General features: G+C 64.3%; 15 protein-coding genes. All 15 read left to right on the top strand.

Going from position 1 to position 13,895, the window contains the following annotated elements:
• Positions 1-63 precede the first annotated feature (63 nt).
• Positions 64-1,008 carry a LysR family transcriptional regulator gene (locus NMC31_RS20200; RefSeq protein ID WP_004883081.1) on the top strand — a complete coding sequence of 315 codons (945 nt, stop codon included), beginning with the start codon at positions 64-66 and terminating at the stop codon, positions 1,006-1,008.
• Positions 1,005-1,280 (top strand): EexN family lipoprotein, encoded by a 276-nt coding sequence (locus NMC31_RS20195; protein ID WP_004883082.1) that lies wholly within the window; start codon positions 1,005-1,007, stop codon positions 1,278-1,280. Before NMC31_RS20200 ends, NMC31_RS20195 begins: the two co-directional genes overlap by 4 nt.
• A gap of 282 nt (positions 1,281-1,562) precedes the next feature.
• On the top strand, positions 1,563-3,578 hold the full coding sequence (locus NMC31_RS20190; RefSeq protein WP_004883083.1) for a conjugal transfer protein TraG: 2,016 nt from the start codon (positions 1,563-1,565) through the stop codon (positions 3,576-3,578).
• Complete coding sequence (locus NMC31_RS20185; protein ID WP_004883086.1) at positions 3,575-4,039, top strand: ribbon-helix-helix protein, CopG family; 465 nt, start codon at positions 3,575-3,577, stop codon at positions 4,037-4,039. The genes NMC31_RS20190 and NMC31_RS20185 overlap by 4 nt, the downstream gene beginning before the upstream one ends.
• A complete protein-coding gene (gene trbB / locus NMC31_RS20180; RefSeq protein WP_004883088.1) occupies positions 4,036-5,103 on the top strand; it encodes a P-type conjugative transfer ATPase TrbB in 1,068 nt (355 codons plus the stop codon). The genes NMC31_RS20185 and trbB overlap by 4 nt, the downstream gene beginning before the upstream one ends.
• A gap of 5 nt (positions 5,104-5,108) precedes the next feature.
• On the top strand, positions 5,109-5,483 hold the full coding sequence (locus tag NMC31_RS20175; RefSeq protein WP_425267603.1) for a TrbC/VirB2 family type IV secretion system protein: 375 nt from the start codon (positions 5,109-5,111) through the stop codon (positions 5,481-5,483).
• Positions 5,480-5,752, top strand: coding sequence for a VirB3 family type IV secretion system protein (locus NMC31_RS20170; RefSeq protein ID WP_004883097.1), 273 nt, complete (start codon positions 5,480-5,482; stop codon positions 5,750-5,752). Before NMC31_RS20175 ends, NMC31_RS20170 begins: the two co-directional genes overlap by 4 nt.
• 11 nt (positions 5,753-5,763) lie before the next feature.
• On the top strand, positions 5,764-8,214 hold the full coding sequence (trbE, locus tag NMC31_RS20165) for a conjugal transfer protein TrbE (protein WP_004883099.1): 2,451 nt from the start codon (positions 5,764-5,766) through the stop codon (positions 8,212-8,214).
• Entirely contained in the window at positions 8,211-8,948 is a 738-nt protein-coding gene (gene trbJ / locus NMC31_RS20160) for a P-type conjugative transfer protein TrbJ (protein WP_004883101.1), read from the top strand. Before trbE ends, trbJ begins: the two co-directional genes overlap by 4 nt.
• Positions 8,949-8,960: 12 nt before the next feature.
• Entirely contained in the window at positions 8,961-9,287 is a 327-nt protein-coding gene (locus tag NMC31_RS20155) for a hypothetical protein (protein WP_004883103.1), read from the top strand.
• Positions 9,284-10,648 carry a P-type conjugative transfer protein TrbL gene (gene trbL / locus NMC31_RS20150; protein WP_004883106.1) on the top strand — a complete coding sequence of 455 codons (1,365 nt, stop codon included), beginning with the start codon at positions 9,284-9,286 and terminating at the stop codon, positions 10,646-10,648. Before NMC31_RS20155 ends, trbL begins: the two co-directional genes overlap by 4 nt.
• Before the next feature lie 29 nt (positions 10,649-10,677).
• Complete coding sequence (trbF, locus tag NMC31_RS20145) at positions 10,678-11,382, top strand: conjugal transfer protein TrbF (protein WP_004883108.1); 705 nt, start codon at positions 10,678-10,680, stop codon at positions 11,380-11,382.
• On the top strand, positions 11,379-12,371 hold the full coding sequence (gene trbG / locus NMC31_RS20140) for a P-type conjugative transfer protein TrbG (RefSeq protein ID WP_004883112.1): 993 nt from the start codon (positions 11,379-11,381) through the stop codon (positions 12,369-12,371). Before trbF ends, trbG begins: the two co-directional genes overlap by 4 nt.
• Before the next feature lie 2 nt (positions 12,372-12,373).
• Positions 12,374-13,654 (top strand): TraB/TrbI/VirB10 family type IV secretion system protein, encoded by a 1,281-nt coding sequence (locus tag NMC31_RS20135; protein ID WP_004883119.1) that lies wholly within the window; start codon positions 12,374-12,376, stop codon positions 13,652-13,654.
• Positions 13,651-13,893 (top strand): DUF2274 domain-containing protein, encoded by a 243-nt coding sequence (locus NMC31_RS20130; RefSeq protein ID WP_004883121.1) that lies wholly within the window; start codon positions 13,651-13,653, stop codon positions 13,891-13,893. The genes NMC31_RS20135 and NMC31_RS20130 overlap by 4 nt, the downstream gene beginning before the upstream one ends.
• Positions 13,894-13,895: the final 2 nt, after the last annotated feature.

Raw genomic sequence — 13,895 nt, 5'->3', positions numbered from 1 at the left:
GGAAGAACGCAGCATGGCAGCGAGTTTTAAATACTGAATAGATCGACGATTAGTAGGGGACGCATGGAAATTCGACATCTACGTTGTTTTATGGCGCTCGCCGAGGAACTTCACTTCGCTCGCGCCGCTGCGAAACTGCATATTGAGCAGTCCCCACTGTCTCGCACGATCAAAGAACTCGAAGAGGAGTTAGGAGCACAGCTCTTTATTCGGAACACGAGAAGCACGCGTTTGACACGAGCTGGGTTGATGCTCATGGAGCACGCACCTCGGGTGTTCGCATCCTTGCAACAGGCGCGGGACTGCGTGAAGGCAGCAAAAAATGGCTTTCATGGACAACTCCGCGTCGCCTTGTCAGACGGCGCAACACTACTGTGCTTACCAGCCCTATTGGCGTTGTGTCGCGAGGAGGAGCCCGAGGTTGAGATTCGCTTTTTTGAGGTGCCACTATCCCAACAAATCAAAGGATTGCACGACGACCTGTATGACGTCGGCTTTGCACAGTCCGACGACGTAGGTGATGGAATCGTCGCACTTCCCGCGTGGACTGACACGCTTATGGTGGCGCTGCCAGCTCGGCATCCGTTGCTGGCTCTTAAGCGAATTCCATTGGATGAACTGCTGCGCTACCCGCTAGTGCTATCTGATCCTCAAGTGTGCGAGGGCCACGCCAAGCACATTGAGCGAGTACTTAGCCGGGCTGAAATGCAGCCTCTAGTTGCCGAGCGGGTTACCACTTTCGACCTGATGATGGCGTTGGTATCTGCCGGTTTTGCACTCGGACTTACAGGGGCTGCACACATTGCAGCCTCCCGAGAGCCAGGAGTCGTGGCGAGGCCGCTTTCGACACGCGTACCACCTTTGACGACCTATCTACTCAGACTTGAAGGCGATCCGTTTGACGAGCTTGCGCGCTTCATTCAGCGAGTACAGGCCATCGAATTGCCAGAGTTTCTCAGGTCAACAAAAAGCCGAAATCCCGATCTTCCGGAGGAATTGATGCCATGAGACTCGCCATCACGCTCGTCGCTGCAATGCTAGTCGCATGCGGTCAATCTGATAAACCGCACAAAGCCACTAGTGCAGAAAAGAAAACCCCGACAGTAGAAGAGCTGGTGGCAGACCCGGAACAGCTCAAGAAGTTGCGCCAGCAATGCAAGACGGATCGGCCTACTTTGGGCGAACTGCTTTGCAACCGGGTAGCGGAGGCAACACGTAAGCGGTTCTACGGTGACGGAAAAACGCCATACACACCGCCCAAAGAATCCCCCAAATTCTGAAATTCAGCAATTCAGCAATTCAGCAATTCAGCAATTCAGCAATTCAGCAATTCAGCAATTCGCTAGTCTGCCTGAATCTTCTGTTCGGCACGCTGATATTCGCCGGCGCTTACGGAGTCACTCCCTGGCTAGACACAGCGCGAATTCATTCTTTCTTATCGACCTTTCTGCCCCAAACGGTCTTTGACCGGCACTAAGCCAGCACCGATCCTGACGCCTGCGGCACATTTCTAAGCCGCGTTTCCCAAGGGAATCAGCGTAGGAGAGATTGGAGGCGGGGCTATGCAAGGTACGAATGTGCTGTTCGGTCAGATAGCCGTGGTATTCGGCATCGTGATCGCGGGTGTGTGGGGCGCCACACAATGGACGGCAGCAGCCCTTGGCTATCAGGTACGCCTTGGCTCCCCCTGGTTTGATTTCCTCGGCACACCGATCTACCTCCCGTGGAAGCTGTTTGAGTGGTGGTTCTTCTTCGATGCCTACGCGCCACGCGTTTTCGACACGGGCGGTGCCATAGCGGGTGGCAGTGGCTTGCTGGCGGTGGTGGTCGCAGTCTGCATGTCGATCTGGCGCTCTCGTCAATCACGCCTAGTCACGACCTATGGCTCGGCACGCTGGGCAAGTACGGAGGACATTCGCAAAGCCGGCCTTACGCAGCCGATCGGCGTGTTCCTCGGTCAGCACGATGGCAAGTACCTTCGGCATGAAGGCCCGGAACACATCCTCACTTTCGCGCCCACGCGCTCAGGCAAAGGCGTCGGCCTTGTGGTGCCGACGCTGCTTTCTTGGCCTGCATCCGCCGTAGTCCACGACATCAAGGGCGAGAATTGGCAGATCACCGCAGGTTGGCGCTCACGCTACTCACACTGCCTGCTGTTCAATCCGACCGATGCGAAGTCGGCGGCCTACAACCCGCTGCTAGAAGTTCGGCGCGGCGCACATGAAGTGCGTGACGTACAGAACATAGCCGACATTCTGGTCGATCCAGAAGGCGCGCTTGAGAAGCGCAACCATTGGGAGAAGACTTCGCACGCGCTGCTGGTCGGGGCCATCCTGCATGTGCTCTACGCGGGCGAGGACAAGACGCTGCGCGGCGTCGCCAATTTCCTCTCCGATCCGGCCAGCCCCTTCGAGCTGACCTTGCACCGGATGATGACCACACAGCACCTCGTGAACGTGGAAGGTGGTGGCCCGCATCCAGTCGTCGCTTCGGCGGCGCGCGAAGTGCTCAACAAGTCGGACAACGAGCGTTCCGGCGTGTTGAGCACCGCCATGTCGTTCCTGGGCCTCTACCGCGACCCCACGGTGGCCGAAGTCACCTCGCGCTGCGACTGGCGTATCGCCGACCTGATCGCGTCCGAGCATCCGGTGTCGCTTTATCTGGTAGTGCCACCTTCGGATATTTCGCGGACGAAACCGCTCATTCGCCTGATCCTCAACCAGATCGGCCGACGGCTCACCGAATCGCTCGACGGCAGCGACGGCATCGAACGCCGCCACAAGCTGCTGCTGATGCTCGATGAGTTCCCGGCGCTGGGCCGCCTGGACTTCTTCGAGACGGCGCTTGCCTTCATGGCGGGCTACGGAATCCGCAGTTTTCTTATCGCCCAATCGCTCAACCAGATCGACAAAGCCTACGGCCAGAACCATTCGATTCTGGATAACTGCCATGTCCGCGTGACGTTCGCCACCAACGATGAACGCACTGCGAAACGGATCTCCGAAACGCTTGGCACCGCTACCGAACTGCGCGCGCAGCGCAACTATGCCGGGCACAGATTGGCACCGTGGCTGGGGCACCTCATGGTGTCGCGGCAGGAGACGGCCCGCCCGCTACTGACGCCCGGTGAAGTGATGCAGCTTCCGACTGAGGAAGCTGTGGTGATGGTGTCCAGCGTGGCACCGATCAAGGCCAAGAAGCTGCGCTACTACGCCGACGCGAATTTCAAGAACCGCGTTTTACCGCCGCCTGTGCTCGCGGCCGGGCAATACGCGGACGCGCCACCGGCCCGGCCCGACGACTGGAGCGGCCTATCGATCCCAGCCGTGTCAACGGTCCGGGCTGCGGGCCTGTCCGGCGATGGCACAGGCACCGCCGATGACGGCGGCCCACGCCGACAGCCGGAGCTATCCGAAGTCAGCGAATACAGCCCCGAACCGCTGCTCGCCGGCCATGACCTGACTCTGCTCGATGACGACGACGACCTGCCGCTGCCGCTTCCCGGCCAGCTCGACCCGGCCATGCAGCGCACGGCCCGGCTGGCTTCCCTCGACCCCAACGACGGAATCGACTTATGAGCCAATACCGCCTCAATCTGTTCATTCAGCCCGAGCACGCCAAGCGTCTCGAAGAACTGGCCGCCAAGAAAGGCGTGTCCAAGTCGTCCATTGTCGCGGCGGCGCTCGCGTCGTGGCTATCGCCCGATGCTGGCGACCAGCGCGAGGCGGCCATCGCCAAGCGGCTCGATCGCCTGTCGCGGCAGGCCGAGCGCATGGAGCGCGACCAGAACATCCAGATCGAAACACTGGCGCTGTTCATCCGCTACTTCCTGACCGTCAGCACCCCGATTCCCGAAGCCCATCAGGACGCAGCTCGCGCCCAAGGCAAAGCGCGTTTCGAGCAATTCGTGGAGCGGCTCGGCCGCCACCTGCTGCGTGGCCGCAGCCTGGTGCGCGACGTTGTGGAAGAACTGCACCCAGACCCGGCGCGAATGGATGACGCGGAGGCACTGGCTGAAGCGCAGGAGCGTGCCTCATGAGCGCCATTCCGCAAACCCCGCCCGAACTCTCATCCGCCGCAACCTCTCTGGATCGCCGTATCCAGATGCTGCGCACGGCAATGGGGCCAGTCATCGCCGCTGCGCTGGCCGACCCCGACGTGGTGGAAATCATGCTCAACCCCGACCGCACCCTATGGGTGGATCGGTTGTCATCGGGCCGCATGCCGCTGGGCGTGGAGCTGTCCCAAGACGATGGCGAACGCATCATCCGGCTGGTGGCTGCGCACGTCGGCGCAGAGGTGCATCGCGGGCGGCCGCTGCTGACCGCCGAGCTGCCCGAAACCGGCGAGCGGTTCGAGGGCATCTTGCCGCCCGCAGCGCCCGGCCCAGCCTTCGCGCTGCGCAAGCGCGCCGTGAGCATCATCGGGCTGGATCGCTATGTGGCCGACGGCATCTTGACCACAGGCCAGGCCGAGTTCCTGCGCCGCGCCGTGCGTGAGCGCCAGAACATCCTGATCGCCGGGGCGACGAGCAGCGGCAAAACCACACTCGCCAATGCCTTGCTTGCGGAGATCGCCGCCACGGGCGACCGCGTGCTTGTGCTCGAAGACACCATCGAGCTGCAATGCGCAGCCCGCGACCATGTGCCGCTGCGCACCCGCGCTGGCGTCGTGTCTATGACCGAGCTGGTGCGGGCCACGATGCGCCTGCGCCCCGACCGCGTGATCGTCGGCGAGGTACGCGGCGGCGAAGCCCTGGACTTGGTTAAGGTGTGGGGCACCGGCCACCCCGGCGGCATCGCCACCATCCACGCCGGTTCCGCGCTGGGCGCGCTGCTGCGCCTCGAACAGTTGATTCTTGAAGTGGCGGTGAACCCACCGCGTGCGCTGATCGCCGAGGCGGTCAACGTCGTGATCCACATCGCCGGGCGTGGCCGCAAGCGCCGCGTCGAAAGCATCGCCCGTGTCGTCGGTTTCGACGGCACCGGCTATCGCCTGGCGGACGCGCTGGAAACACCGTTTCCCGAGCTGATGCCGGTTCCTCTCGCAGCCGATGCCGCTGCGCCTTCCTCGTCCCTTGACCTACCTGGAGAACTGCCATGACGCAGATGCACGTTCACGCTTTCCGTAATTCCGTAAATCCGGTTTCAACCATCGCACGCCTGCGGCGGCTGGCCGGCCCCGCGCACCACGGCCTGCTGCTGGCCGCAGTCATGCTGATGACGGCGGGCACGGCGAAGGCATCCGGCTCCTCGATGCCGTGGGAAGGCCCGCTGCAATCCATTCTGGAGTCGATTCAGGGGCCGGTGGCACGCATCGTCGCGGTCATCATCATCATCGCCACGGGCCTCGCGCTCGCCTTCGGCGACACGTCGGGCGGCTTTCGCAAGCTGATCCAGATCGTGTTCGGTTTGAGCATCGCGTTCGCCGCGTCCTCGTTCTTCCTGTCGTTCTTCAGCTTCTCCGGCGGGGCTGTCGTATGAGTGGCCCGGATAGCTTCGCGGCCGGCTTCGAGGTGCCGCTACATCGCTCGCTGACCGAGCCGCTCTTGATGGGCGGCGCACCGCGCACGGTGGCGATTGCCAACGGCACGCTAGCCGCTGCCGTCGGGCTGGGCCTGCAACTCTGGATTCCTGGCGTAGTGCTCTGGATCGTCGGTCACTCGCTGGCCGTGTGGGGCGCGAGGGTCGATCCGCAGTTCATGCAGGTCTTCGCCCGGCACATCAAGCACAAGCCGCTGCTGGACGTGTAGGAGACGCCGCCATGCTTAACCTTGCCGAATACCGCCAGCGGCCCGCCTTGCTGGCCGACTGGCTTCCCTGGGCTGGGCTGATCGCGCCGGGCGTGGTGCTGAACAAGGATGGCTCGTTTCAGCGCACGGCGCGCTTTCGCGGGCCTGATCTGGACAGCGCCACGCAGGGCGAATTGATCGCCACGACGGCACGGCTAAACAACGCGTTGCGCCGGCTGGGTTCGGGCTGGGCGCTGTTCGTGGAAGCCGAGCGCCAGTCGGCCGCGGACTATCCGCATTCCGACTTTCCCGAACCGCTGTCCTGGCTGGTGGACGAAGAACGCCGCGCTGCCTTTGAGGAATCGGGGAACCACTACGAAAGCAGCTATCACCTGACGCTAGCCTATCTGCCGCCGGAGGAATCCCGCGCTCGTGCAGCCAAGCTGCTCTACGAGCACGCGCCGGGCGATGGTGTGGACTGGCGCGGTCGGCTTGACGCCTTCCTGGCAGAAACGGATCGGGTTTTCGACCTGCTCGATGGCGTGATGCCAGAAATCGTCTGGTTGGACGATGCCGCGACGCTGACTTATCTTCACGCCACGGTGTCCACGCGGCGCTACCGGCTGGCCGTGCCCGAGGTGCCTTTCCACCTCGACGCACTGCTGGCCGATTCCGCCCTAGTCGGCGGCCTTGCGCCCATGCTGGGTGACCAGCATCTGCGCGTGGTGTCGGTGCGGGGCTTTCCGACCTCGACCTGGCCGGGCCTGCTGGACGACCTCAATCGCCTGGGCTTTGCCTATCGCTGGAGTACCCGGTTTCTCTGCCTCGATAAAGCCGAGGCGGAAAAGGAGCTGGGCCGCCTGCGTCGCCAGTGGTTTGCGAAACGGAAGAATGTCATTGCGCTACTGCGCGAAACCATCTTCCAGCAGGAATCGCCGCTGGTGGACACGGATGCCAGCAACAAGGCGGCCGACGCGGATGCCGCCTTGCAAGAGCTTGGCAGCGATCAAGTCGCCTTCGGCTACCTCACCGCCACGGTGACGGTGTTCGATGACGACCCTGCCGTAGCCGACGAAAAGCTGCGCATGGTGGAACGTGTCATCCAAGGACGTGGCTTCGTCACCATCCCCGAAACCTTAAATGCAGTCGATGCGTGGCTGTCGTCCATACCAGGCAATGCCTATGCCAACGTGCGCCAGCCCATCGTCTCGACGCTGAATCTGGCGCACATGATGCCGGTGTCCGCCGTGTGGGCTGGGCCGGAGAAAAACGCCCATCTCGACGGCCCGCCGCTGATCGTCACGCGCACGGATGGCGCGACGCCGTTCCGGCTGGTGACGCACATCGGCGACGTGGGGCATACGCTGGTCGCGGGGCCGACGGGCATGGGAAAATCTGTCCTGCTGGCGATGCTCGCCTTGCAGTTCCGCCGCTATGGCGGCTCGCGCATCTTCGCCTTCGACATGGGGCGATCCATGCGGGCGACGGTGCTGGGCCTGGGCGGCGAACACTACGACCTCGGCGCGGACGGCGCCATTGCCTTTCAGCCCTTGGCCCGTATCGACAGCGAAGGCTATCGCACCTGGGCCGCCGAGTGGATCGAAGGCCGCCTGCTGCATGAAGGCGTGACCGTCGGCCCCGACGAGAAAGCCGCCATTTGGTCGGCGCTCGGCAGCCTCGCTGGTGCGCCGGTGGAGCAGCGCACGATGACCGGGCTTTCGGTGCTGCTGCAATCGAACGCGCTGCGGCAGGCATTGTCGCCGTATGTGCTGGGCGGCGCGCACGGCAAGCTACTGGATGCCGACCGCGACCGGCTCGGCAGCGGCGACGTGCAGGGCTTTGAGATGGAAGAGCTAATGCACAGCCCCGCCGCCGTGCAAGCGGTGTTGCGCTACTTGTTCGCCCGCTTCGATGCACGTTTCGACGGTGCTCCCACGCTGCTGATTCTCGATGAAGCCTGGCTATTCCTTGATGAACCGTCCTTCGCGGCACGCATCCGGCAATGGTTGAAAACTCTGCGCAAGAAAAACGTGTCGGTGATCTTCGCCACGCAGTCGCTTGCCGACATCAAGGATTCGACCATCGCGCCCGCGATCATCGAAAGCTGCGCGAGCCGGATTTTCTTGCCCAACCCGCAGGCGACCGAGCCGCAGATTCGCACGGTCTACGAGGGCTTTGGCCTCAACAGTCGGCAAATCGAAATCGTCGCCACCGCGCAGCCCAAGCGCGACTACTACTACCAATCGCGCCTGGGCAATCGTCTGTTCGACCTCGACCTGGGGCCAGCCGCGCTCGCCTTCTCGGGCGCATCCACACCGCAAGACCAACGCGACATTGACCGAGTGCTGACGCAGGCCGGCGCTCCCGGCTTCGCCGGTGCGTGGCTACGCCATCGCGGCCTCGATTGGGCCGCCGACCTGCTGCCGTCCTCGCCGTCGGCGGCTTCTTTCCTCGCTACTCAACCCCTGGAGATTTCGCCATGAAGACCCGTGTACTTTCCGTTTCGCTCGCCGCCGCGCTGGCCGGCTCGCTGATGCTCGCTCAGCCAGCGGCGGCGCTCACTTTCGTTGATCCCGTCAACTTGGTGCAGAACACGCTGACTGCCATCCGCACGCTGGAGCAGATCAACAACCAGATCAACCAGCTCCAGAACGAAGCGCAGATGTTGATGAACCAGGCGCGCAACCTGGCGAATCTCGACTTCAACATCGTCAACCGGCTGCGCTCGACGCTCGCCACGACTGAACGCCTGATTGCCGAGGCGCAAGGGCTGGCCTACGACGTGCAGAGCATGGATGCCACGTTCTCGCGCCTGTACCCGGAGCAGTACGCCGCCACCATCAGCGGCGACCGCATGGCACAGGACGCACGCGAACGCTGGAAGAACACGCTCGACGGCCTGCACACCGCGATGCGGATGCAGGCGCAGGTGTCGCAGAACCTGACGCAAGACGAAAGCGCGCTGGCCGACCTCGTGAGCCAAAGCCAATCGGCCACGGGTGCGCTGCAAGCGATGCAGGCAACGAACCAGCTTCTCGCCTTGCAGGCCAAGCAGTCCATCCAGGCCCAGCAGCTCCAGATCACACAAGACAGGGCGGCCTCGCTGGAGCTGGCGCGGCAGGCAGCGGCCACCGAGCGCGCCCGCGAAGTGCGGCGGCGCTTCCTGGGCACCGGCACGCCGTACACACCGCAGTCCGTCAACTTCTACAACAACTGACGGGAGGCGGCCATGCGATGCGTTCCTGTCCTGCTGGCCGTGCTGCTGACCGCATGCGGCCAGCAGCCGGCTGAAGACCTGACCGCCACCTTGGCCGCCGATCCCGTGCGGCTCAAGGCGCTGCGCGCCCAATGCGCAGCCGACCGGCAAACCGCAGGCGAAGACACCTGTCGCGCCGCTGCCGAAGCCTTCCGGCGGCGCTTCTTCACCGGCCAGACTGGGCCGGACGAATACCGGACGCTGGCAGAACTGCCGCCGATTCCGGCGAGTTTCGACACGCCAACCGACGACGCGCCGGAAGGTGATGCGTCGCTCGCCGCTGCGGAGGACACGCCATGAACGACGTAACGATCATCGACAGATTCCTCGATACCTTCTCGCGCTACATCGACTCCGGTTTCGGTCTGCTGCAAGGCGAAGTCGCGTTCCTGACGGCCACTCTCATTGTCATCGACATGACCATTGCCGGTCTGTATTGGGCCATGAGCCATGCGACCGGCCAGGGCGAGGACGTGATCGCCAAGCTGCTGCGCAAGGTGCTTTACGTCGGTGCCTTCGCCTACATCATCGGTAACTTCAATTGGCTGTCGAGCATCGTGTTCCGCTCGTTCGCCGGGCTAGGCATCACCGCCACTGGCTCGGCCATAACGATGGAGAACTTCTTGCAGCCGGGTCGGCTTGCCAAGACCGGCATCGACGCCGCTGCGCCGATCCTCGACCAGATCGGTGACATGGCCGGCTTCCCCGAAGTGTTCGTGAACCTCGACCCCATCGTGGTGCTGTTCATCGCTTGGCTGGTGGTGATCCTCTGTTTCTTCGTGCTCGCGGTTCAGCTTTTCATCACGTTGATCGAGTTCAAGCTGACCACGCTTGCCGGCTTCGTCTTGATCCCGTTTGCGCTCTGGAACAAAACCTCGTTCCTCGCGGAAAAGGTGCTCGGCAATGTGGTTTCGTCAGGCATCAAGGTCTTGGTGCTGGCGGTAATCGTCGGCATCGGCTCGGGCCTGTTCGCGGAGTTCCAGGTTCATCCCGACGAGCCTTCCATCGACCATGCGCTTGTCGTGATGCTGGCTTCGCTTGCCTTGCTGGCGCTGGGCATCTTCGGCCCCGGCATCGCCACGGGCCTTGTGTCCGGTGCGCCGCAGCTCGGCGCGGGTGCGATGGCGGGCGCTGCCGTCGGCGCGGTAGGCACGGGTGTTGCCATCGGTGCCGCCGCGACCGGCGTGGGCGGTGCCGTCATGGCGGGCGCACGCATGGCCCCGGCCGCCGCAAAGCTGGCCGGGAGCGGCGCACGCGCCGCCACGTCGGCGGCCAGCAGCGCCAAGTCCGCATTCCAGGCCGGTTCCGCCGCTGCGGGCGGCGGGGCTAAAGGCGCGGCTGCGGGCCTCGGCAATGTCGCCAAGACCGGCGCGCAAGCGGCAGGCCGCCGAGCTGCATCGGGCGCTTCCGCTGCCGGTCAGAAGGTGGCCGACTCCTTCCGGGCAGGATGGAACGGTGCGGATGTCGGCGCTGCCGGTTCCGGCCAGGCCGCCGCAGGCGAAGGCGCAGCCAGCGCGCCGAAGCAAGAGCAACCCGCCTGGGCAAAGCGGATGCACCGCCGCCAGCAGATCACCCATGCCGCAACCACCGCAGCCCACACGCTGCGCAGTGGCGACGGCGGCGGCTCAGGGCAAGGCCCAAGCCTGCGCCCCGATGCGTGACCCGATACCTGACCACCAAGGAGAACCCTATGCGATTCAAACGCCCGCAGGTGCGCTATGCCGACACGCCGCAGCCTGCCACCCCGTACCAATCCGCCGCGCAGGTGTGGGACGAGCGCATCGGCTCGGCCCGCGTCCAGGCCAAGAACTGGCGTTTTATGGCCTTCGGCTGCCTCACGCTTGCGCTGCTGATGGCCGGTGGCCTGGTGTGGCGCTCGGCGCAGTCCATCGTCACCCCTTACGTCATCGAGGTCGATCAGTCGGGGCAGGTGCGCGCCGTCGGCGAAGCCGCCACGCCGTACCGGCCCGCCGATGCGCAGATCGCGCACCACCTGGCGCGCTTCGTGACGCTGGTGCGCTCGCTGTCTATCGATCCCATCGTGGTGCGGCAAAACTGGCTGGACGCCTACGACTACACCACCGACAAAGGCGCGGCGGTGCTCAACGACTACGCCAGCAAGAACGATCCTTTCGCCCGTGTTGGCCGCGAGTCGGTGACGGTGCAGATCACCAGCGTGGTACGCGCCAGCGATGCCTCGTTCAACGTCCGTTGGACGGAGCAACGGTTCATCAACGGTGCCCCCGCCGGGACCGAGCGATGGAACGCGGTGCTTTCCACCGTCCTGCAAACCCCGCGCACCGAACAGCGCCTGCGCAAGAACCCGCTGGGTATCTACGTCAACGGCCTGTCGTGGAGCCGCGAACTGGATTCTTCTGAAGGAGCCAAGCCATGAACCTGTCTTTCCGCTTATACGCTTTCGCGCTGACCGTGGTGGCCCTGTCGGGCTGCGCTTCGCAGGGCAAGCCGCCTCCGTCCATTTCGCTCGATGAGCCGGTGCAGGCACAGCCGCTGCCGGAGCCGCCTGCTCCAGTGGAAGTCGTCGCCATGCCCGAGCCGCTGGCGCTGCCAGCGCAGTTGAAGCCGCTGCACGAGTTGGACGCGGCCCCGGCTAAGCCGGAGCCGGCCGATGAGAAGGTGCGCGTTTCCCGTGCCAATGCCGAGGCGCGCATCGCGCCCACGCGCGAGGGCTACGTCAATGCGATTCAGGTGTGGCCCTTCACCGATGGTGCGCTCTACCAAGTCTATGCCGCGCCGGGACGCGTGACCGTGGTTTCCTTGCAGCCGGGCGAGGAACTAGTGACGGTCGCAGCCGGCGATACCGTGCGCTGGATCGTCGGTGACACGTCCAGCGGCAGCGGCGACGCGATGCGCATCAATGTGCTGGTCAAGCCCATCCGCTCAGGCCTCAAGACGAATTTGGTCATCACCACCAGTCGCAGAACATACCTGCTGGAACTGACCTCGACGGAAAAGGCATGGATGGCGTCGGTGTCCTGGGACTACCCAAAAGACCGGATGTTGGCCTTGCAGCGCCAGTCGCAGGCGGCTAGCGCCGCCGCACCGGTCGATACCGGACTGTCGCTGGAGAAGATCCGCTTCCGATATTCCGTCTCAGGCAGCAATCCGCCGTGGAAGCCGCTGCGCGCCTTCGACGATGGCGAGAAGGTCTATATCCAGTTCCCGCCGGGAATCGCCCAAGGCGAGCTGCCACCGCTGTTCGTCATCGGCGCGCAGGGCGACGGACAACTGGTGAATTACCGTTTTCGCTCGCCTTACTACATCGTGGATCGGCTGTTCGGCGCGGCCGAACTGCGCCTGGGCGGCGACAAGGGTGACGTGGTGCGTATCGAACGCACGGATGGCTTGGCGCGGAGGAACTGACCATGAGCCAGGACGACACTCCCGACCTCGCCACGCCGCATGCGGGCAAGGTGGCACCCGAGGCAGTTGCGCTGCGCGCCCAACCGCGCCCGGTCACGCGCCTGAACCGGCGCACGCTGGCCATCCTCGTCGGCGGTCTCTCGGTCGCTGTGCTCGGCGCGCTGATGTGGTCGCTGCAACCGCAGCGGCGCGGTGCAGGCGAGCAGACCGAGCTTTACAACGTCGATCGCGTCTCGAAGTCCGAAGGGTTGGACGCGCTGCCGGCGGACTACTCGAAGCTGCCGCCCCCCTTGGCGGCATCCGTGCCGGAGTTGGGGCCGCCGCTGCCAGGCGATCTTGGCCCGGCCATTGTGAAGTCGCAGCAGCCGGTGACGGCCGCCTACGCGGCCCCCGGCAACGACCCCAACGACGCGTTGCGCAAGGAAGCCGAAGCAGCAGCGGCATCGGCGGTGTTCTTCCGCTCTGGTTCGCAGAAGGCCGCGCCGGTGGCGCAGACACAGGTAGCCGCTGCGCCGGGCTTCACCGCCAATGCGGCCTTCGACCCGCTGGCGGCCGGGCCTGCGTCGACGGCGGCCCAGCCCGCCGACCCGACCGCCGTGCAGAACCGGCAAGACCAGAAAGAGGCATTCCAGAAAGCCGGAACCACGGAAGCCCGTGATTCCGGCAACCTGACGCTGCCGGCGTCGCCGTATCAGGTCATGGCCGGAACGGTGGTCGCCGGGGCGCTGGTGACGGGCATCAAGTCGGACTTGCCGGGCGATGTGATCGCCACAGTGACGGAGCCGGTCTATGACACGGCTACCGGCAAGTTCCTGCTGATCCCGCAGGGGTCACGCATCCTGGGCAAATACAACAGCCAGGTCAGCTACGGGCAGAGCCGCGTGCAAGTGGTGTGGAACCGGATCATCCTGCCCGACACGTCTTCGCTCAAGCTCGACAACTTGGCCGGCACCGATCCGGCCGGCTACGCCGGCTTGGAAGATGATGTGGATTGGCATTGGGATCGCGTCTTTGCCGGTGCGGCACTGACGACGCTACTGGGCATCGGTGCCGAACTGGCTGCGCCGGAGAACCGGCAGGACGGTGATCGCGTCATCATCGCCGGCCGCGATAGCGCCCAGGACAGCATCAATCAGGTCGGTCAGGAGATGACCCGGCGCAACCTCAACATCCAGCCCACCTTGACGGAGCGCCCCGGCTTGCCGGTTCGCATCATCGTCAACCGCGATCTGGTGCTGCGGCCGTACCAGCCACTTTTCTTCAACAGGGGGACTTCGCGATGACGACGCGCAAGCTACGGCTCGGGCCGCTGCCGAAAACGGAATCCACGAAGCTGACTTTTGCTTGCCCGGCCAGCCTGAAAGCCGACCTCGACCGCTACGCTACGCTGCACGCGCAGACCTACGGCGAGGCGGTCGATGCCACGGTGCTAATTCCGCACATGCTAGAAGCCTTCATGGTCGGAGATCGGGGATTCAGGAAGGGAGGCGCGGGCAAGGCCGCGCCGCCGAAGCCAAGCTGATG

The sequence above is a fragment of the Pseudocitrobacter vendiensis genome, assembly GCF_943590815.1.
Lineage (GTDB): Bacteria > Pseudomonadota > Gammaproteobacteria > Enterobacterales > Enterobacteriaceae > Pseudocitrobacter > Pseudocitrobacter vendiensis.
Note: the sequence above shows the minus strand (reverse complement) of the source record. Positions and strands in the feature narration are given on the sequence as shown.

What these genes read in the sequence shown, in the direction of transcription:
- NMC31_RS20200 (WP_004883081.1), top strand. Translation starts at nt 64, where the DNA reads ATGGAAATTCGACATCTACGTTGTTTTATGGCGCTCGCCGAGGAACTT.
- NMC31_RS20195 (WP_004883082.1), top strand. Translation starts at nt 1,005, where the DNA reads ATGAGACTCGCCATCACGCTCGTCGCTGCAATGCTAGTCGCATGCGGT.
- NMC31_RS20190 (WP_004883083.1), top strand. Translation starts at nt 1,563, where the DNA reads ATGCAAGGTACGAATGTGCTGTTCGGTCAGATAGCCGTGGTATTCGGC.
- NMC31_RS20185 (WP_004883086.1), top strand. Translation starts at nt 3,575, where the DNA reads ATGAGCCAATACCGCCTCAATCTGTTCATTCAGCCCGAGCACGCCAAG.
- trbB (WP_004883088.1), top strand. Translation starts at nt 4,036, where the DNA reads ATGAGCGCCATTCCGCAAACCCCGCCCGAACTCTCATCCGCCGCAACC.
- NMC31_RS20175 (WP_425267603.1), top strand. Translation starts at nt 5,109, where the DNA reads ATGCACGTTCACGCTTTCCGTAATTCCGTAAATCCGGTTTCAACCATC.
- NMC31_RS20170 (WP_004883097.1), top strand. Translation starts at nt 5,480, where the DNA reads ATGAGTGGCCCGGATAGCTTCGCGGCCGGCTTCGAGGTGCCGCTACAT.
- trbE (WP_004883099.1), top strand. Translation starts at nt 5,764, where the DNA reads ATGCTTAACCTTGCCGAATACCGCCAGCGGCCCGCCTTGCTGGCCGAC.
- trbJ (WP_004883101.1), top strand. Translation starts at nt 8,211, where the DNA reads ATGAAGACCCGTGTACTTTCCGTTTCGCTCGCCGCCGCGCTGGCCGGC.
- NMC31_RS20155 (WP_004883103.1), top strand. Translation starts at nt 8,961, where the DNA reads ATGCGATGCGTTCCTGTCCTGCTGGCCGTGCTGCTGACCGCATGCGGC.
- trbL (WP_004883106.1), top strand. Translation starts at nt 9,284, where the DNA reads ATGAACGACGTAACGATCATCGACAGATTCCTCGATACCTTCTCGCGC.
- trbF (WP_004883108.1), top strand. Translation starts at nt 10,678, where the DNA reads ATGCGATTCAAACGCCCGCAGGTGCGCTATGCCGACACGCCGCAGCCT.
- trbG (WP_004883112.1), top strand. Translation starts at nt 11,379, where the DNA reads ATGAACCTGTCTTTCCGCTTATACGCTTTCGCGCTGACCGTGGTGGCC.
- NMC31_RS20135 (WP_004883119.1), top strand. Translation starts at nt 12,374, where the DNA reads ATGAGCCAGGACGACACTCCCGACCTCGCCACGCCGCATGCGGGCAAG.
- NMC31_RS20130 (WP_004883121.1), top strand. Translation starts at nt 13,651, where the DNA reads ATGACGACGCGCAAGCTACGGCTCGGGCCGCTGCCGAAAACGGAATCC.